The sequence below is a fragment of the Paenibacillus sp. FSL W7-1279 genome (assembly GCF_037969845.1).
GTDB lineage: Bacteria > Bacillota > Bacilli > Paenibacillales > Paenibacillaceae > Paenibacillus_AQ.
In genome coordinates this window covers 7,213,588-7,232,429 of sequence record NZ_CP150215.1, presented here as the reverse complement: position 1 = coordinate 7,232,429, position 18,842 = coordinate 7,213,588, and the positions used below count along the sequence as shown (strand labels likewise).

General features: G+C 51.8%; 16 protein-coding genes and 1 other annotated feature. Of the genes, 5 read left to right on the top strand and 11 right to left on the bottom strand.

Translation table 11 applies throughout. From position 1 onward, the window contains the following. Positions 1–37 precede the first annotated feature (37 nt). Positions 38–1,021: a tryptophan--tRNA ligase gene (gene trpS, locus MKY82_RS32735; protein WP_339295133.1), complete on the bottom strand. Its 984-nt coding sequence runs from the start codon at positions 1,019–1,021 to the stop codon at positions 38–40. Positions 1,022–1,070: 49 nt separating this feature from the next. Further along, positions 1,071–1,345 (bottom strand) — a binding site (T-box leader). Positions 1,346–1,612: 267 nt separating this feature from the next. Between trpS and MKY82_RS32730 the strand changes: the two genes are divergently transcribed. Then, entirely contained in the window at positions 1,613–3,187 is a 1,575-nt protein-coding gene (locus MKY82_RS32730) for a sigma-70 family RNA polymerase sigma factor (protein ID WP_339295132.1), read from the top strand. Between the two features lie 162 nt (positions 3,188–3,349). Here MKY82_RS32730 and MKY82_RS32725 read toward each other — a convergent pair whose 3' ends face one another. After that, positions 3,350–4,114 (bottom strand): SDR family oxidoreductase, encoded by a 765-nt coding sequence (locus MKY82_RS32725; RefSeq protein ID WP_339295131.1) that lies wholly within the window; start codon positions 4,112–4,114, stop codon positions 3,350–3,352. Between the two features lie 191 nt (positions 4,115–4,305). Continuing rightward, a complete protein-coding gene (locus MKY82_RS32720; RefSeq protein ID WP_339295130.1) occupies positions 4,306–5,184 on the bottom strand; it encodes a MerR family transcriptional regulator in 879 nt (292 codons plus the stop codon). 182 nt (positions 5,185–5,366) lie between these two features. On the opposite strand from MKY82_RS32720, the gene MKY82_RS32715 reads away from it, so the two are divergent. From MKY82_RS32715 to MKY82_RS32705, 3 genes are all read left to right on the top strand, one after another. Continuing rightward, positions 5,367–5,822 carry an SgcJ/EcaC family oxidoreductase gene (locus tag MKY82_RS32715; RefSeq protein WP_339295129.1) on the top strand — a complete coding sequence of 152 codons (456 nt, stop codon included), beginning with the start codon at positions 5,367–5,369 and terminating at the stop codon, positions 5,820–5,822. Positions 5,823–5,844: 22 nt separating this feature from the next. Continuing rightward, a complete protein-coding gene (locus MKY82_RS32710; protein ID WP_339295128.1) occupies positions 5,845–6,651 on the top strand; it encodes an aminoglycoside phosphotransferase family protein in 807 nt (268 codons plus the stop codon). A 138-nt stretch (positions 6,652–6,789) separates the two neighbouring features. After that, on the top strand, positions 6,790–7,482 hold the full coding sequence (locus MKY82_RS32705; RefSeq protein WP_194540102.1) for a hypothetical protein: 693 nt from the start codon (positions 6,790–6,792) through the stop codon (positions 7,480–7,482). Here MKY82_RS32705 and MKY82_RS32700 read toward each other — a convergent pair. From MKY82_RS32700 to MKY82_RS32680, 5 genes are all read right to left on the bottom strand, one after another. Further along, complete coding sequence (locus tag MKY82_RS32700; RefSeq protein WP_194540101.1) at positions 7,477–8,565, bottom strand: DUF418 domain-containing protein; 1,089 nt, start codon at positions 8,563–8,565, stop codon at positions 7,477–7,479. The genes MKY82_RS32705 and MKY82_RS32700 overlap by 6 nt on opposite strands. 3 nt (positions 8,566–8,568) lie before the next feature. Continuing rightward, a complete protein-coding gene (locus tag MKY82_RS32695) occupies positions 8,569–10,500 on the bottom strand; it encodes an ABC transporter permease (RefSeq protein ID WP_339295127.1) in 1,932 nt (643 codons plus the stop codon). Further along, complete coding sequence (locus MKY82_RS32690; RefSeq protein ID WP_071220513.1) at positions 10,475–11,245, bottom strand: ABC transporter ATP-binding protein; 771 nt, start codon at positions 11,243–11,245, stop codon at positions 10,475–10,477. The genes MKY82_RS32695 and MKY82_RS32690 overlap by 26 nt, the downstream gene beginning before the upstream one ends. Positions 11,246–11,437: 192 nt before the next feature. Further along, the gene (locus MKY82_RS32685) at positions 11,438–12,448 is read right to left on the bottom strand and encodes a sensor histidine kinase (RefSeq protein ID WP_339220550.1); all 1,011 of its coding nucleotides are present in this window, start codon (positions 12,446–12,448) and stop codon (positions 11,438–11,440) included. Beyond that, positions 12,445–13,146, bottom strand: a complete 702-nt coding sequence (locus tag MKY82_RS32680; protein WP_220687187.1) for a response regulator transcription factor — start codon at positions 13,144–13,146, stop codon at positions 12,445–12,447. The genes MKY82_RS32685 and MKY82_RS32680 overlap by 4 nt, the downstream gene beginning before the upstream one ends. A 195-nt stretch (positions 13,147–13,341) precedes the next feature. Here MKY82_RS32680 and MKY82_RS32675 point away from each other — a divergent pair, with 195 nt between their 5' ends. After that, on the top strand, positions 13,342–14,757 hold the full coding sequence (locus MKY82_RS32675; RefSeq protein WP_194540097.1) for a hypothetical protein: 1,416 nt from the start codon (positions 13,342–13,344) through the stop codon (positions 14,755–14,757). A gap of 48 nt (positions 14,758–14,805) precedes the next feature. Here the strand turns inward: MKY82_RS32675 and MKY82_RS32670 are convergent, their stop codons facing one another. The 3 genes from MKY82_RS32670 to MKY82_RS32660 are packed head-to-tail and all read right to left on the bottom strand — an operon-like array spanning position 14,806 to position 18,812. Beyond that, a complete protein-coding gene (locus MKY82_RS32670; protein WP_339295126.1) occupies positions 14,806–16,011 on the bottom strand; it encodes a Ger(x)C family spore germination protein in 1,206 nt (401 codons plus the stop codon). Further along, entirely contained in the window at positions 16,008–17,114 is a 1,107-nt protein-coding gene (locus tag MKY82_RS32665; protein ID WP_220687189.1) for a spore germination protein, read from the bottom strand. Before MKY82_RS32665 ends, MKY82_RS32670 begins: the two co-directional genes overlap by 4 nt. 30 nt (positions 17,115–17,144) lie before the next feature. Continuing rightward, the gene (locus MKY82_RS32660; RefSeq protein ID WP_220687190.1) at positions 17,145–18,812 is read right to left on the bottom strand and encodes a spore germination protein; all 1,668 of its coding nucleotides are present in this window, start codon (positions 18,810–18,812) and stop codon (positions 17,145–17,147) included. Positions 18,813–18,842 lie beyond the last annotated feature (30 nt).

The following is an 18,842-nucleotide window of genomic DNA, read 5'->3' as shown; positions in this document are numbered from 1 at the left end:
CAGGATGCAGATATTAGGGGACGCCCTCTCGGTTCTTTCAGAACATGACCAATCCCATCGCTTTCTTGGCGGCAAGCAGTGTTGGGCCTGCGCTTTCGGAAGCCCGCTTCGCTCCGTCCATCAAAATGCGGTCAAGCTCGGAGGAATTCACGATTTGGTGGAACCGCTCCTGGATCGGTTGAAGTTTCTCGATGACCACTTCGGCTAATTCCTTCTTGAACGTACCGTATCCTTGGCCTTCATACCGTTTCTCGATGACGGAGATGGCTTCCTCGGAGAATACGGAATAAATCTCGATCAGATTGCTGACCGCCGGCTTCTGCTCCCAGTCATGCCGGACTTGGCCATCGGAATCGGTAACCGCCCTGGAGAACTTCTTGCGGATATCCTCCGGCGTATCCATCATGTGGACGCAGCTGTTCTTATTCGGGTTGCTTTTGCTCATCTTCTTGGACGGATCATCAAGCCCCATGATGCGGGAGCCAATATCCTGAATGATCGGCTCAGGCACCGTAAACGTGCGGCCATACCGGTTGTTGAAGCGCTCGGCCACATCGCGGGTCAGTTCCAGATGCTGCTTCTGGTCGTCACCGACAGGCACATGCGTTGCCTGGTAGAGCAGCACATCGGCAGCCATGAGGACCGGATACGTAAACAACGCGGAGCTCACGGTATCTTTTCCGTCCGATTTCTCCTTGAACTGGGTCATCCGTTTTAATTCACCGAAATGCGCCTGCGTCTCCAGCAACCACCCGAGCTCTACATGCGCGTGGACCTGCGATTGCAGAAAGATCGTCGCTTTATCGGGGTCAATGCCCGACGCAATGTACAGCGCGGCAATCTCGCGCGTCCGCTGGTGCAGCTCCACAGGATCCTGATAGACCGTGATCGCATGCAGATCCGGCACGAAGAAATAGGACTCATACTCATGCTGCAGCTTCACGTATTGACGAAGAGCACCTCCATACCCGCCAATATTCAAATCTCCGCTCGGCTTGATACCTGACAATAATCGTTGCATAAAAACACCTCCTAATGGTTTGCGAACAACACAAAAACACCTCATCCCTCTATGGGACGAAGTGTAACCTTCGCGGTACCACCCAAATTCGACTGTACAGTCGCGCTTTAGCATGACGTGGAAATGGGAAAAAGCACCATGATTCCTGCCATATCTCCATCATAACGGTGGAGAACCGTCAAGGCCTACTGCCCCGGCACAGCCGAAAGGTTCGGGTTGAAGCGAGAAGATCCATTCACTTATTCCGGGGTACCGGCCTCGCACCATTCGCCGGTTCGCTTGGGCCTCGGGAGATAAGCTACTATTTCTTCTCATAGCCGTGTGGTATGTTGTTCTTAAATTCATCTAACGCAGCTCTTTTCGGATGTAAAGAGAGAACAAGATGATTTGGTGTGTATCATCACACAGGTGTTAGGTGAATGTCAAGAGGAATCGGGTGTCTGAACCGTGCCTGGGAGGCGCCGACGAAGGCGATGGAGAGTTTTCGATATATCATCCATCCGGGTGCAGAGTTCCTGAAGTGAGGTAACCTTTTTCGTTCAGATCGGCACTTAAGGGATAGAGACACCGTGAAGGGAGGTTTTAGTGAACGTGTTCCAGTGGATTGAGGAAGCCCGGCGGGGCAGTGCGGAGGCACAGGGGAGCTTGGTCCGGCATTTTACCGGCATGGCGCTGGCCGTGGCCTACGATAAATTGCAGGATCCTTATTTGGCGGAAGATGCCGTGCAGGAGGCCTTTACGCAGGCCTTTGCGAATCTGCACAAGCTGCAGGATCCTCGGCGTTTTCCCGGATGGTTCAAAGTGATCGTTGAGCGGCAGTGCTACAGAGACCTGCGCCGCAAGCAATTTCAGACGTTACCGCTGCATGAGATGGAGTTGCCGGCTGGCGATCAGCGAAGCTTGGAGTTTGTCGTGGAAAAGAGAGAGATGATTCGTCAGCTGCATGCCACGATCGCGGATTTGCCATCAAGCATGCGGATTGCGGTCCAGCTCTATTATTTTCAAGGCTACAGTCTGTGGGAGATCTCGCAATATTTGGATATATCCCTGGCGGCTTTGAAGAAGCGACTTTTTGATGCCCGGCGGAAGCTGAAGAACACGCTGCACGTAGCCGACTTTGTATCGGTGTTCACCGATCTGTATGAGGGAGGAAAACGTATGCTGCATATCGTTAACGGGGATTCGGTAGGGGATAAGCTGAACCAAGGAAACATTCAAGGAGATATTCTGGTGTGGAGGGAGCTCTATACGTTTGGCCCGGTCTACACGAAGATGGACGAGCTGGATCATCGGAGAACGAGAGCTCTGTATTTGGAGCAAACACTCGGGATTCCGGAGAAGGAATATATCGAGACCTGCGAGTCGCAGGAGAGGAAGCTACAGGATTTTCGAAAATATGATGAGATCGTGCTCTGGTTTGAGCATGATCTGTTTGACCAGACCATGCTGGTCTATTTGCTGCATTGGTTTAAGGAACAGTCACTGGGAAATACGAAGTTGAGTCTGCTGTGCATTGGCGCCTACCCGGGCATTGAGCTTTTTCGGGGGCTGGGGCAGCTTAGTACGGAGCAGCTCGAGACTTTATCGGGCACATGGCACACGATTGGAGAAGAAGAGCTTAGGCTGGGCAGCATGTTGTGGGAAGGCTATACCTCGGATCGGCCGGAGAGACATCAGCGCATGCTGGAGGTGGATTCCTCGGCACTGCCTTTTGCGAGGGCAGCATTCGAAGCCCATCTGGCGCGGCTGCCTTCTGTGAGCCATGGACTCGGGATCATCGAGCAGACCGCGTTAGAGGCTGTAGCAAGCGGAATCCATAAGCCGTATGAGTTGTTCCGAAAGGTAGGTGACCAGCTCCATACACTCGGAATGGGAGATCTGGAGTTCTGGTGTTACCTGGCGAAGATGACGGAGGGTCCGGATTCGTTGCTGGTTATCGATGGTACAGCACCGTTTCCCGACTTCAAACGGGCTGTACCCCATTTCCAAGATCGGCTGCTGCAAGTGACGAGTCTGGGGCGTAAGGTATTAGCCGGGAAGACCGACGATGCCTGCTCCGGAACGATCGATAAATGGGTAGGAGGCCTGCATGTGCGGGGCAAGTCTCCATCATGGCGCTGGGATCCGGAGCGGAAGTCGGTTGTGCGGATAGCTGAATCCGATTAAACAGCAGATATAGGAAAAAAGCGATCTTGAGCAGATTGGCGAATCAGATTAACAGCAGATAAAACATAAGAGCGATCCTTGCTGGAATTATGCCCAACAAGGATCGCTTCTTTTTAGCATATCAGAAAGGATAAACCTCGGGGCATCTGCTGCCTCATATCGTTACAGATGAGAACCGCCGGTTGCATCGACCATCTGCCCCGTGACCCAGCGCCCGTCGCTTGATGCGAGAAAAGCTACGACATCCGCAATATCGGACGGCTGACCGATTCGGCCAAGCGCGGACATCTCAGCGGCATGCTGCTGCCCTTCCGGCGTATGCAGCCATGCAGCATTCACATCCGTATCCACGATGCCAGGGAGAACCGCATTTACCGTGATCCCGCGTGGACCGAGCAGCTTGGCGAGATGCAAGGTGAACGTATTGACGGCTCCCTTGGTGATGTTGTAAGCCATAATATGCGGGTAGGCAATCCGCGTAACGCCGGAGGAAATGTTGACGATGCGCCCATCGTCACGCAGGAGCGGCAGGGCCTGTTGCACCAGGAAGAACGGTGCTTTTACATTTACGGCAAGCAGCTCATCGAAGCTTTCCTCGGTCGTCTCTTCAAAGGTCTTGGAGGTTCCGATGCCTGCGTTATTCACCAGAATATCGAAACGGTTGTCCCCCTTAATTCGAAGCAGCTCCTCCTCCAGCGAATGAATCAGCCCTTTTGCGCCGTCTACCGATTCCAGTTTGGCAGCTAAAGCGATAGCTCGCCCACCCTGATCTTGTATGGTCTGGACAACCTGATCCGCCGCATCCCGGCGGGTTCCGTAATGGACAATGACCAGAGCCCCTTCTTCCGCTAACCGAAGCGCGATTCCTTTGCCGATGCCTCGGCTTCCGCCTGTAACTAATGCGATTTTGTTTTCCAATCGTTTCATGAAATCCCACTCCTCTTGTTCGATTTAACGCTACTGTACACTCTCCTGTTAAGGGGAGAGTCAAGAGGGCGGTTTAGAATTATTCTAGCGTTTTTCATGAACAAAAGGGACATCGGGGGTTACTGCTTCTGCAAGTACGAGTGGATACGGGGTCGAGGTTCGTTTCGACAGCCTATCACGGGAAGGAAGAGTTACTCCCCGTTACCTTGCAAGGGGATAAGCAATTCCGCAGGGCGCTTCTTGCCGTAGATATCTTTATCCGAGGTGAGATAGATCTCGCGGATCGGCTCCGATTCCGCCTGAACGAGGCCTTGGGACGAAATCCATGCCCTGAGTTCGGGTACGACGGGGCAGGTGTAGGTGTACGGATCACAACGATGTACAAGAGATGCAGCAGATTTCAGCTGCGGCAGAAAGTCCACGCGAATGCGCCCATTAGCAGGTATGTCCCTAGTTATGGGAACTGCGACTTCGATGTCGGCAATGTCAGCATTCCCGCTGCCGTGGTCATGCCAAAGAATGGTTAGCTGCCTGGCCTCCTCTTCTCCATTAGAGACAGCGTATTTCGTAATCTCATCCAGCAAGAGACATAGCTGGCTGCGGGGGACTTGGTCACGAATGAAGGCAGCACGCTGGGAGGGGACTTCCCTGATAATGGGGCCACTTGGATTCCCTGCTTCAGATCGTTCCAAGCGCGTTATCCTGCTGTTGACCTTATCCAGCTGCTGCTGGAGGTTCTGCATCGCATGCTGAAGCTCCGTCATTTTATCCGCAAGTTTGTTTTTTACGATATCGCTTCCTATATCCTCTTCCAAAAAAGGCTTGAGCTGTTCCAAGGTAAACCCCTGCTCCTTGTAAGCGGCAATCCGCTTGACGGTCAGAAGCTGCTCCTCGGAATAGTAACGGTATCCGCTTTGTTCATCAACATGGGCCGGCTTCAATAGGCCAAGCTCATCATAATATCGCAATGTTTTGATGGAAATGCCGCTGACCTTAGCAAAAGCGCTGATCTTCATCATGCCGGCTGCAACCTCCTTAACGATTCGTTCTCTCGTGGATAACGATATCATATCTCGCGCTCCTGCTTACGTAAAGAACGCAACTTGCCCGATCTGAAGGAATCACTCAGTCCCAAGACCGAGTCGGTTTTCATCCCGGGGCGGGATTTCGGTTCGGCCGGTTTATCGTAGAATGTGTTCAAAGAAGATTCGTGATCCCGCTTAAGAGCAAGACAGGAAAGGAGATGAGGCTGATGAATGGAACGTACGAGGATCGCCAGGCGATCCAAACGTTATTCGATTCGCTGTCCAAGGCGTGGGGAGAAGGGAATGGCCGGACTTATGCGGAATGCTTTACGGAGGACGCGGATTACGTCACGTTCAGCGGACAGCACTTGAAGGGCCGCCAAGAGATCGATGAGGTTCATCAGAAGCTGTGGGATGGGGTGCTGCGAGACTCCAGGCTGGTTGCGGGACCAACCCCGACCCAGCTGCGTTTCCCGACCCCGGAGCTTGCGATAGCCCAGGCTACGGGAGCGGTGCAGCTCAGATTTCATAAGAAGCCGCCCACCGGCCGCTTTTCCATTAATACCAACGTGCTGATCAAGGTGAACGGGGAATGGAAGATATCCGCATTTCATAACTGCCGGATTCAGAAGCCAGGCTGGATCCAACGGTTGATGATGCGTTCGAAATCAAAATCCAGCTGACGCAGGAAGCGGAGGATGTGCTTTGAAAAAGGGTACACGGATAGGAAAAGGCAGGAGCGCAGAGGTGTATGAATGGGGAGAGTCTCAGGCATTAAAGCTGTATTATGAAGGGTATCGCCCGGAATGGGTGACATATGAGGCGGAGATGGGCCGCATCGTTGCCGAAGCGGGTGTGCCTGCTCCTGCCGTCTTTGACATGGTGGATATCGAGGGACGAACAGGGCTGGTGTATGAACGGGTTACAGGACCATCAATGCTGCATCAGGTTCAATCGTCACCGCTTCAGCTATTGAAGTGCGCCCGTGAGATGGCACGGCTCCAGCATGCGATGCATGGCTGCACAACAACCTTGCTGCCGTCGCAAAAGGAAAAGCTTGAGCATGCAATTCTTGATGCAAGCGGCATCCTGCAAGAAAAGGCGCAGGCTATATTGAAGGTACTGGACTCTTTTCCTGAGGGGAATTCCATCTGTCATGGCGACTTCCACCCGGATAATGTGATCGTGGCGGAGAGCGGATGCCGGGCGATCGATTGGAATAACGCCACGGTGGGTGACCCATTATGCGACGTCGCCAGAACATCGCTGATGTTTCAATCGCCGTTTAAGCCGGACGATCAGCCGGGCATCCTGCTGATTCCGCTTCGGATGGCCCGCATGCTGTGGAATCAAGTATACCTGAACGAGTACTGCCGCTTGTCCCGTGCGAAGCTGGAGGATATCGACCGGTGGATGCTGCCCGTAGCGGCAGCCAGGCTGAGAGAGGATGTCCCTGGAGAAAGAGAATGGCTGCTGGGTCTAATTGATGATCGGCTGCGTGCATATGCTTGATGGAGATCAGGGCTTCTAAGAACCTATCAGGCTCCTTGAAACGGGGAAAGTCGCCGGACAATCTCAAACTTCTAGTTTCATTACGGAACGGGAAGTATAAGGATAAGTAGACGACGAAGCAGAAGGTGGGAATCCCTCATGAGCAAATGGAAGGAACGTACGCAAGTTAGCCGTTATGCAGGCATCAGCATTTTATTGGGCGGAGCGCTGTTTGTTATTGCTACACTTATGCACCCTCCTGCGACCGATCCCTGGACGGGTCATCATGTGATTTCGATGATTCCGGACATGCTAACCTATTGGCAATGGGATCACAGCCTGATGCTGGCGGCTGTATTATTATGGCTTGGAGGACTGTCTCTCGGGGAGACTATGGCCGGTAGACGCCCGGCTGCAATGATGGCTGCCCGCTTGTTCAATGCGGCAATTACGATATGGGTGCTCGTGCTCGCGATGGAATTAACCGTTCTCCCAGTGCTGGCCAAGGAGTGGGGTTCGGTGCAAGACCCAGGGACGGCCGCCTTGGGTGTCGGGTTATTTGCGTTCGGTATTATGGCCGGGGATTTTGCCATGATGCTAGCCTGGATCGGAATAAGCCTGCTTAGCATTGCACTGCTCTCGCTCTCTGAAGAAACTGTGAAACCGGTCATGGCATGGATAGGCATAGCAGCAGGGTTGTGGGGAGCGATTGGCATACCTGCAGCACTGCTGCTTCCAAAACTCAGCGTTATCATCTATCCGATCACCTCAGGTCCGGTGTTTATATGGACACTGATATTTGGCGTTTACATGGTAATAGGGCGAAAAACAAAAAAAGCAGGAGACCTATAGGTTTCCTGCTTTTTTGCGAATCGGCACGATCGTCCAATAGGTGCCGCATCTCCACAACCATTCGAGGGGTCCGTATTGGAACCAACGCATCCACAGATTGCTGGCTATGATCTGACAGACCACAATCCCAAGGGAAACGAGTGTAGATACGACATAAGTCGTCGGTGTGGTGTTCAGTATGAAGCGCTGAATACCTACCAGAAAGACGGTTTGTCCGATGTAGTTGGTAAGCGCCATCCGGCCGTATGCCTGTAACGGATACAGTATCCTTGCGCCTAAACGGGTGCGCCCCAGCAATAAGAGCGAGCTTAGATAAAATGCAGACACGATAGGACCCGTTGCCACCCCGATATGTGCCAGAGTTAAGGCTGCCTGCATGGTCGATGACGGCGATTCGCCTTCTATCATGAATAGAAACGGGGGCATCGGCTCGGGAGGTGCTGCCCACCACATGGCCCCGATCGCAATGACGGTTCCGAGTAATGACAGCAGCCACACCATGCGCAGCTTACTCCATCGTATTCCCTTGCTGGTTGCTTCGTGTAATCGGTATTGGCCCGCGGCTAGCCCTAACAGGATCAGAAACGGAATGGTAAGCAGCTTGACTCCCATGACGGCCGCAACCGTAAACCCGACCACTCCAATACCTAGATTAACTCTCCTTGGCGCCCAATAGAGGGGAAGCGCTAGCAGGCCGACAATCGCATAATGAAATAATGCCTCCCCCGATTGATAATGCTGATGTATGAACCCGATTAGCACCAAGATCGCTAACCGGCGGATATACAGCCGAAGCCTTGGCTTTCCTCCCGCAACAGCGCTTCGGGATAGGAACATGTAGAACCCCAGCCCGAACAGGAACGTGAAGATCGTGTAGAATCGGGCCTCCACGAAAAAGGTAAGCACGCGCTGCAGCCAAAAATCCGCTGAAGTTTCCGGCGTGGCGATGAGCCAAAGCGCCAATACGTTAACAAACGGCAGACCAAGCAGCGCAAAACCCCTGAACTGGTCTAAAAAGTGCAATCGCCCCTTTCCAGTGGCAGGCTGGCGTTTCATCACGGTCTCATTTTTTACAGGAGCCATTAGTTACACCATCATCCTATTTACAGACTTGATATAACGGGCTCTGGCGATCAGGAAATAAATCATTTGAGCGGCCAAGAATGCCGATGAAGCCGCCAATACAGGACCACTTACGAAAGGAGAATCCAGGTATGCAAGAACCGGGCCGAGCACGACTAAGGACTGCAGGGCTGCAACCAGAATGGGGATAAAGAACAGCACAGCAATCTGAATCGTCGCGGAGATGTTCATCTCACGGGCGCTGAGTCCGATCTTGGACAGGGACCGGTACATCGCCTGGTCAGCTGAAAGCTCCGTATGCAGCTTGAAATACAGGAAGCTGGCGGATGAGATCGAGAAGATTAAGGCGACAAACACCCCGATAAAGCTGAATAACGAAAATCCTTGTTTATTGACGTAATAGTTCGCCGCCCTGGAATCGATAAATCCTTCACTGATTGTACTTCTGTTCCATTCCGACAACTCAAGGCCGAACTTGGTTTCAGGATCATCCTTCTGAGGGAGCCCTTGCGAATCGGGAAGAATAAACGGATACGTATAACTCACACTGATTTCATCTGCTTTGTTCCCGCCCCTTAGTTCTTCAAACATGGTGTCCGTAACGACAAGCAATCTGCCGCTGTATACCAAAGCCGCAATCCGGTCTGTGCGGTTCTTCAAGATGAAAGAGTAGGGCTGACCGGATAATTCGATATCCGCTTCCGTTAGCTTCCCTTTACTCTTCTTCGCTGCATTCGGCGTTTCCGCCAGTAAGGCTTCATTCTCGCCGAATGTCCCGGCCGGCTTGGTATTTATCAAAGCAGCCAAACGGTCGTATTGGGATTGCGGGATGATGTGTAAGGAGTCCTCTCCATTCGCTGACAAGCGATAATAGATGGTTTCGACCTCCTCCCGTTTATACTCCAGCCCTTCTGCCTGCAGATGATTTTCAATCAGGGCCAACTCATCCTGCACTTTAGTCTCGTTGGCGATATAGCTGTAGCTGTAACTAAGCGCATACGGGTTATCTACATACACCGATTTGATCGATTGCTGCATAGCCAGTACGAAACCGGTGCTCATGGAAGCCAGTGCAACCACAACCGTGACCAGAAACAGCATGCGGGCATTATCCTTGATCTTGTAACTCATTTCGGAAATCCATAGCAGGTTTGTTCCTTTCCAGGTGGCCCTGCGATTTCGCTGCAGCATACGGACAATCCACACGGATAGCTGGGAGTAGAAAAAATACGTGCCCATAATGCCGGTTACCGCGGCAATGATCAGTGCCACAGGATCTAACTCTTTGACGCGAAGGACGGTGAAGCCGATGGTAAGCAGCACCACGCCCAAGAGGGCCAGGAACAGATTGGCTCTCGGTTCGGTTTTCGGTTTGCTGGTACCTTTGAGAAGCTCCAGGACTTGATTCTTCCGGATAAATAACAAGGTGAAGAGCGAAATGACGAGAAACAGCGCAGCGAACGCACCGGCGGTAAGCAGCATCGCTTTAACCGGCCAATAGAACGGCAGCTCGTCCATATCGATGACTTTGGTGCTGATGAGCAGGAATACTTTGGATAACAGCATTCCGCTGGCGATGCCCGTTACGATGGCAATGGCGCCAATCAGAATGTTCTCCAGGAAGATCAGCCAATTGATCTGTTTGGCTTCAGCTCCGAGGATGGTCAGAATGCCGAACTCCCGGTTCCGCGACTTCAGAAAGACGCTGATCGAATACAGCACGAATAAGAACGCAAACACGTAGACGATGACCGTGGCGATTGTCATTCCCGTACGCGTCATCGTGCCCATAGGCGAATTCTCAATGGCCGGATGATAGATGAATACCGCATACGTAAAAAAGATCATGACCATGAACGAGCTGCTGAGCAGGTAAGCGAAATATTGACGTGCGTTACGCCGGACGTTGTTAAACGCGAATTGAGGAAAGCTCACTTGTATTCCCTCCCCAGAACGATAGCGTATCGATGATTTTTTGGAAAAAGGCCTGCCGGTTCTCTCCGCGGTGAATTTCGGCGGCCAACTTGCCGTCTTTAATAAAAACGATGCGGTTGCAATAGCTTGCGGCGAGAGGATCATGCGTAACCAGCATTAATGTGGTGCGATCCCGCTCGTTAATCTCGGCTAACGACTCCATCACGATCCGTGAGGAGTTGGAATCGAGTGCGCCTGTAGGCTCATCCGCAAGCAGTAACAGCGGCGCGCTGATGATAGCCCTGGCAATCGCGGTGCGCTGTCGTTGACCTCCCGAAATCTCGTACACGCGTTTATTCAGAATTTCGCGGATGCCAAGCCGTGAAGCGGTTTGCTGCAGCAGCGACTCCATGTCCTTGAGCGGACGGCGGTCCAGCGTAAGCGGAAGCACGATGTTCTCGGCAACGGTTAACGTATCGAGCAGGTTGAAATCTTGAAACACAAAGCCGAGCTGTCTGCGGCGGAAGTGGGCAAGCTCGCTTTTTTTCATGGTGTAAGGATTTTTTCCCCCGATCTTGACCTCGCCCGAGCTTGGACGATCGATGGTGGATACCATGTTCAGCAGGGTGGTTTTGCCGCTGCCTGAAGGGCCCATGATGCCGACGAATTCTCCTTCTTTGATAGTGAGATGAATATCGGTAAGAGCTTGTGTCGCCACTTTGCCCGCATATACTTTGTTTAATGCTTTTACTTCAAGAATATCCATAAACCCAGAAGCTCCTTTCTGTATACCTTATTAGTGTAGCCTAACTCTATCGTATACTGACCTGGCCCTGCTATGGATTTAGGTGAAACGGAGCTTACAACTACCATAAGGTTATGTTCGTATATTTTGTTCGTATCTAAAGGTTATGGGCGTGAGGTTTGTGGTCATTCCTCCAGTACAAAGAAGACACACCTAAGTTCCAGATGTGTCTTGGTTTTCGGCTCTGCGCATCATCAAAGTAACGGTGGTTCCCTCGCCCAACTTAGATTCCAACTCAACGGAGTGATCCAGCTTATGAGTGATTTCACGGACAAGATACAGGCCCATGCCGGTGGATTCATGATATTGCCGACCGCGCTCTCCGGTAAAGTAGGGATGGAACACCCGGTTGATGTCCTCCGGTGCTATGCCGATTCCCTCATCGCGGATATGGAGTTTGATGTGTTTCCCCGCTGCTTCTGCGGTTAATTGAATCTTCTTGCCGGGGCTGCCCGAGTAGTTCACGGCGTTCGTCAATATCTGACCCAGCATAAAACGAAACCATTTGGCATCCGTATAGACGGAGATCCGATCATCGATTTGGAACACAGGCGTAATCCCCTTGCGAATGAACAGCTTGCGGTTCTCGACCACGGATTCGCTTACCGCAGCACGGAGCCCGATGGCTTCTACAGCAAAATCCTGCTCGAACCGGTCCAGGCGCGCGGTGTACAGCACCATTTCGAGGCCTTTGCGAATACGATCAAGCTCTCCCCGAATATGCTCGGCGGGTGCCTCTTCGACTTCATCGAGCGTCAACTGAATAACCGACAGCGGGGTCTTCATCTGATGTACCCAGCGGTTGACGAAAGCGAGATGCTGGTCGGTTTGGCTTTGATGGCGATGCAGCTGTTGGCGGTATAAGCGCTCATAATGGCCGATCCGTTCGTGTATCGCTTCCGGCAGTGGCGCTTCGCCCAGGGGAGGGCTTAAGAATTCCTTCTCCGAAAGCTTCTCAGAAGAAAGCTCCCGATACATCGTGCGATGGGAAAGATACCGGTAAGCAAGATAGAGAAGCAGCACGACACTGCTTAACAGCACACCGTATAGTACGACAGTAAAGGGCCTGCCTTCACCGGTAAGCCAGTACAGCAGGGGGACAAGCAGCATTTGAACGGTAAAAAACAGCATGAGCGGGAGATGCTCCCGCAAGAAAAGTTTCATGGGGTCTCCCTGCCCGTCATGAACCGGTAGCCTGCTCCCCGGACGGTTTCGATAAGATCTCCGGCGCCCAGCTCACGAAGCTTGCGACGAACCCTTGTAATATAAACATTTAACGTATTGTCATCAATGAAGTGCTGATCCTCCCACATCAGGTCCAGCAGCCGCTCGCGGCTGACCACACGGCCCTCTTTTTCCATCAGCATCGTCAGCAGGGCTGCTTCCTTTTGGGTAAGCTCGGCTGATTCGTCTCCATAGGTCACAACGAATCGCTCGGGATAGATGATAAGACCGGCGCTTTCGATGGTATGCTCATCCTCCTGGCCGGAGGCATAGGCACCGACCGCACGGCGCAGGTGGCTGCGGATTTTCGCCAGAACAAGCTCCATGTCAAACGGCTTCGTAATATAATCGTCCGCCCCGTTTTCCAAGGCCATAATCTGATCCATGCCGCTGTCTCGGGCCGAGATGAAGATGATCGGGCAGTGCGATTGGGTACGGATTTGCCTGCACCAATAGAATCCGTCGAATTTCGGCAGATTGACATCCAGCAGAACAAGATCCGGCTTCGTATCCGCAAAAATGTCCATCACGCGGCTGAAGTCTTCGGTGATCCGTACGTTGAAATCATATTTGGAAATAGCCGATCTTAATTTATCCGCGATTCGTTCATCGTCTTCCACAATCAGGATGGTATACACGGTTCCAGCTCCTTTGAAACTCCTAACTACATTATGTACTTACTATACCGAATTGGAGAGGGCGTTGGAAATCCAGAGGTTCATGTTTCTGAACGGAAGGTAACCAATTGTACGATCCCAAATTAACCTTTGCCCAGGCCCATGCATAAGATGTAGTCACATCAAACCTGCTGCCTGGGAAAGGGCGTGATTCATATGGGGATTCATTTAACCGCGATTCACTGGGTGTATCTGGCGTTTATCGTCCTGATCATGACGCTGTTGATTCGGCGGCGCGATACGGCGCTTGTTTGTATTACCGGAATATTTGCGCTTGGCCTTCTGGCAACGGAAACGCTGAGCGGCTCGGTCTCCGGTGTGTTTGATTCATTCATCTATGCGACCAAAGAGCTGATGGGCACCATCATGATTATATCCATCATCGTGGCGATGAGCCGGGTCTTGATCAAGACGGGGATCAACGAGACGATGGTGGCTCCGTTAACCCGCTTTCTGCGTACTCCCGCGATGGCTTACTGGGGCATCGGAATCATTATGATGGTAACGTCCTTTTTCTTCTGGCCGTCACCGGCAGTTGCGTTAATTGGTGCGGTCTTGCTCCCTGTGGCTATCCGTGTGGGTTTGCCGGCTCTCGGTGCGGCGGTGGCAATGAATCTGTTCGGACACGGCATTGCGTTATCGGGAGACTATATTATCCAGGGGGCGCCCAAATTAACCGCGGATGCGGCTGGATTGCCTGTATCCAGTGTCATGGCTGCCAGTGTGCCGCTCGTGATCGTGATGGGACTTGTAACAACCGTGGCGGCATTCTGGATGATGCGCAGAGATCAGCGGAACGGCAGCTGGAGAGATGGACTGGTAACCATTAAAAACACGGGAGACACGCTCACCACGCGTACCGAAGAGGATGAGGCTGTTGCGGCCATATCCCCGGCTATGAAAAAATGGTTGGCTATCGTCATTCTGCTGTTGTTCGCAGCAGATGTTGTCGTCATGTTCATCCTAAAGCTGCAGGGCGGAGATGCAACGGCCTTGGTCGGCGGCACAGCCGTCCTGATCCTCAGTGTCATTGCCCTGGTCGCTCATCGTAACCGGGGATTGGAGAAGGTCACCTCTTATTTGATCGAGGGATTCATGTTTGGATTCAAGGTATTCGGTCCTGTCATTCCTATCGCGGCGTTCTTCTATTTGGGGGATGCGGCATTTACCGATTTATTCGGTAAAGTGCTTCCGGAAGCATCCCATGGCATCGTGAACGACCTGGGGGTTGCCCTCGCGAATGCGGTGCCGCTGAACGGCGCGGTAGGTTCGGTAACGTTGACGATCACCGGTGCCATTACGGGTCTGGACGGTTCGGGTTTCTCCGGTATCTCGTTAGCCGGATCGATCGCGCAGCTGTTCGCTACGGCTATCGGCTCAGGTGCGGCTACACTGACAGCGCTTGGGCAGGTTGCCGCCATCTGGGTAGGCGGCGGCACGCTCATTCCGTGGGCGTTGATTCCGGCTGCAGCCATCTGCGGAGTCAGCCCATTCGAGCTGGCAAGGCGAAATTTGAAGCCGGTGCTGCTGGGTCTGGCTGCTACTACAGTCGTAGCGATGTTTCTGGTGTAATCAACAGCGAGAACTTAAAGAGCGCTGACCGTCATTGTCAGCGCTCGTTTAATCTGTTGAGGAACCGAAGTCCGTGATTCGCATGTTTACTTCATACGTAATGGGGATATGACTGAAGGTTTCATCCCAATTCTCCTGCACCTTCTTCCACACTTTCGGATGTTTGATGCGGATTTCATTGCCAAAACCCCCAACGTCCACATGATAGACATGCTGCATTTTGTTCAGGACCTGTTCGATCTGTTTACGGGCCTCTTCTTCAAACTGCTGCTCCATCTCTAAGATGTATCCACCCGTTGAGGGAATCTCCGGAAAGCTCCAGTCCTCGATTAATCTGCCTTCGGCATGGACCTTGATATGAAATGAAATTTCGTCCCCCTGAACCTTAGGTATGATGGTGCTGTGGGATTTCTTGGGCTCAAAGGTTACGGTATGGCCGGTCTTCGGCGCATACGTCTTCAGCGCGCCTCCCATCACGTCTGCCGTAATCCAAGACAAGCCTTCCAGATCATATTGGCTTAATTCCCCGATCCATTTCTTGGTCTTGCCTTTGAAAATGGCGGCTCCCGAGAATTTATGCTCGCTTTGAGCGGTAACGACATTTTGTAACAGGAAGCTTTCCCCGGATTGCATGGCGCTGTCAAGCTTAATGAGGGTCACGGGTGGGATGATTTTGTTGGAACGATAACGGTTATCCACGAGTCCCATCAAGTAGAAAGCAGGGATCTCCCCGGGTTCAGTAGAGCTTAACGCTTCAAGCGCGCTTCGGTGGCTGACCACCACTAGGCAGCTGGGGCGGATATCATTATCGCGGAGAATAAAGTCAAATACCTGTTCCAGGCTGTACCTTTTGGCTAATTCGCTAGAAACCACGATGACCTTCAGATGATGGCCGATAAGCGGCCGGTCTCTACGTAATGCAAATTGGCGAAAGATTTGAATGATGGAGTCGCCCGTCAACTGTTCGTTCAGGTAGGCCTTGCTTGGCGATGAAGAACTGGACCCTCCTTGCTTCTCGTTCTTTCCCGCAATTGGGGGTACGATCTGAACCGTTGCCGTCAGTACTTTCTTCTTCGGATAGGTTGCCCCTTGTTTATTGATATCTCGTTCGAAACTGGATTCATTCGCTGTATCGAGTCCCAATCCAACATAGACGCTGACATCCTCGATCTCGTTGCTGCTCCAGCAGCCGGTAGTCAGAAACAGCAGGATGCTGGCCGTCCATAGTGACGTAAATCGTAAATACCTGTTCATTTCGGCTTCACACCTTTCTTACGGGCGATGCTGATCAGAAGCAAGAGTAATGGTAAAGCGCCAAATAAGTAGATAGAGGCATTGCCTACCACATCTCCCAGCTTGAATGTTTCCGATACGTCCTTCGGAATCATCGCGATGAGGAAGATGACAGGAAGCAGGATAAAGAGAAAGGGCCGTATTTTCGTCTTAAGAAGCTGGGACCATCCTAACGAGGCTGCGTAATGCGTTATCGCAAAGGTCGAGAATATTTGCATGATCCAGATGACAAGCAGCAGGGACTCAAAACGTTCGAATATCAGTCCCTGCATTTCAAAACTCCGCATTAAGTCCAGTGTCGGCCATGTTCTTGTTTCAACTCCGTTTATGGACAGCCCGCCAATAACCATAATGACGGTGATTAAATAGATAACCAGGGGAACCGTAATGCCAACGAGCATGGCTTTGGTGCCTTTTTTGGGAGACTTCATAAACGCCATGGAAACAAACATGATCTCGTAACCCGTAAAAGACAGCAAAGATGGCTTTAACCCCCGAATCACGGGCATAAACCCTGAGCCGAGTACCGGCCTTAAGTTTTTGATATCAAAAATATTGCTGCTCAACAGGATCGCTATGAGGAAAAAAACCAGCGTAATCGGTAGAATGATCTCGCAGATTCTGGCGATGCTGTTGATCCCCCCGGTGGTCAAATACAGGCCGATCCACATAAAGGTCATCACGATGGCCCAGACGGGTGTGCCTTCCAGCAGATATAACCCCGTTACCTCCGCCATAATCCGGATCTCAAAAGCGGCGATGATAATGAAATAACCAATAAACAGCAGGCCTAGAACAAAAGCCAGCCATTTCCCGGTGATCTCAGGTACAAATTGAAACCATGTTTTCCCTTGAAATCTTCGGCATAACGACACAACGATCATTCCTGCCAACAGGATGATCAAACCGGAGATGAGAATCGAGATCCACACATCCGGCGTTTTGGCAGCCTCTACCGTCGTTCTGGGAAGTGTCAGAATACCGGCACCCAGCATGTAGTTAATGATCATGACGGCAGCTTGAGACGTGGTGATCTGGTCATGGGTGTTATTTGAGCTGCTCATGGTCCTCGCCTCATTTCGTGCTTAGGATGATTAATTTCTGCGGTCAGGGTCGTTCGGTTTTAACATTCGAGGTCGTTTCTTCATCACCTTCAGCGGGAACCGAATGAGGAAGTCCTTCAAGTCACTGATGCCGTAAGGCACCATTGGACTTGCATAAGGTACGCCGAAGCTCTTCAGTATGACCAAATGACTGCAGAGAAGAAGGAAGAACATCACGACACCATACAGTCCAAGCACTGCCGCAAAGAACATCGCGGTAAACCGAAGAACGCGCAGTGTAATGCCGGCACTGTATACTGGGATCGTGAAGGAAGAGATGGCGGTTACGGCCACGACAATAACGAGAAACGGACTGACAATACCGGCTTGTACGGCAGCATCGCCAATAATCAGACCGCCTACGATGCCCATCGCAGGCCCGATGGGTTTCGGGAGCCGAATCCCGGCCTCCCGCAATATTTCAATGGCGATTTCCATGATGAGCGCTTCGATGATTGAGGGAAAGGGCACGCCTTGCCTGGTTTCAATGATCGTTAGCGCCAGCTTGGTTGGAATCAGCCCGGGATGAAAAGAAATAAACGAAATGTAGAGTGCCGGAGCCAGAAGTGCCAGCAGGGCGGAGAGAAAACGCAATAAGCGGACAAAGGATCCCGAGATCCATCTTTCGTAGTAATCCTCCGGCGACTGCAGCAGCATGCTGAACGTGACAGGGACGATTAGCGCATACGGCGTGCCATCAAGCAGGATAGCTACCCGCCCTTCCAGTAAAGCCCCGATCACCCTGTCGGGTCTTTCCGTGTTCTGCACTTGCTGAAAAGGACTCATGACATTTTCCTCAATCAATTGCTCGATGTATCCTGACTCGAGAGGGTCATCAATTTCGAGTTTCTGAATTCGCGTAACGACCTCCTCGACTAGCTTCGGGTCGGCAATATCCTTCATATAGGCAATGATCAGATCCTTTTTCACGCGGTTCCCAACCTCAAATCGGGTGAGCAGAAGGCTTTCGTTTTTTCCGTGAAGCCGCAGTAATCCTGTATTGTCGGCCAATCTCTCGGTAAACCCGACACGCGGGCCTCGAAGAAGTGCTTCGGATAGAGGTTCCTCCAGATTTCGGCTCTTCCCCTTGGCAGAACCAATCAGGAAGGCGCCTTGCATTCCATCTACCAATAAACCGGTTGTGCCCACAAGAACAGATTGTACGAGTTCCAGTAATCTAGCGGTATGTTTAATTTCGCTTACAGGGAGCATCTGGCTGCTGATATAGGCTTTGATCGTATCGCTTGAACGATTGAACTGTTCCTGCTCCGCTTCTGGAATTCCCACCAACATGAGGGGCCTTATAAGATGGGTGTCCATAAGATCGTTGTTCATCAATCCGTCGACAAAAACGATGGCTGCCCGCGTTCCCGTTCCCCGGATCGTAAATTCTCTGATTTCCACGTCCCCGTTGTTACCGATTGCTTTACGGACGGATGTTAAATCCGCATCGTAAAGCCCCGTCAAGAGAGCCTGTGGCGAAACGCTATCCTCTCTCTCGGGGGGAGAGGGCTTGTTCGGTTTGAGGGCGTAACTCGAATTAATAGATTTGCGAAACCAATGGGTTAACGCCAGCATGAGGAAGGGTACCAGTACGAGTAGTAAAGCTTGAACCCAAATCGTCCACTTCGGAATATAGGATACAATTACTGACCACAATGAAAGTCACCCCGCAATTTTTTAGCAATA

Excerpts from the sequence above, each read along its gene's own strand:
- MKY82_RS32725 (WP_339295131.1), bottom strand. The coding sequence starts at position 4,114 with ATGAAACGATTGGAAAACAAAATCGCATTAGTTACAGGCGGAAGCCGA.
- MKY82_RS32700 (WP_194540101.1), bottom strand. The coding sequence starts at position 8,565 with ATGGCTCCTGTAAAAAATGAGACCGTGATGAAACGCCAGCCTGCCACT.
- MKY82_RS32690 (WP_071220513.1), bottom strand. The coding sequence starts at position 11,245 with ATGGATATTCTTGAAGTAAAAGCATTAAACAAAGTATATGCGGGCAAA.
- MKY82_RS32685 (WP_339220550.1), bottom strand. The coding sequence starts at position 12,448 with ATGAAACTTTTCTTGCGGGAGCATCTCCCGCTCATGCTGTTTTTTACC.
- trpS (WP_339295133.1), bottom strand. The coding sequence starts at position 1,021 with ATGCAACGATTATTGTCAGGTATCAAGCCGAGCGGAGATTTGAATATT.
- MKY82_RS32705 (WP_194540102.1), top strand. The coding sequence starts at position 6,790 with ATGAGCAAATGGAAGGAACGTACGCAAGTTAGCCGTTATGCAGGCATC.
- MKY82_RS32720 (WP_339295130.1), bottom strand. The coding sequence starts at position 5,184 with ATGATATCGTTATCCACGAGAGAACGAATCGTTAAGGAGGTTGCAGCC.
- MKY82_RS32665 (WP_220687189.1), bottom strand. The coding sequence starts at position 17,114 with ATGAGCAGCTCAAATAACACCCATGACCAGATCACCACGTCTCAAGCT.
- MKY82_RS32675 (WP_194540097.1), top strand. The coding sequence starts at position 13,342 with ATGGGGATTCATTTAACCGCGATTCACTGGGTGTATCTGGCGTTTATC.
- MKY82_RS32715 (WP_339295129.1), top strand. The coding sequence starts at position 5,367 with ATGAATGGAACGTACGAGGATCGCCAGGCGATCCAAACGTTATTCGAT.
- MKY82_RS32670 (WP_339295126.1), bottom strand. The coding sequence starts at position 16,011 with ATGAACAGGTATTTACGATTTACGTCACTATGGACGGCCAGCATCCTG.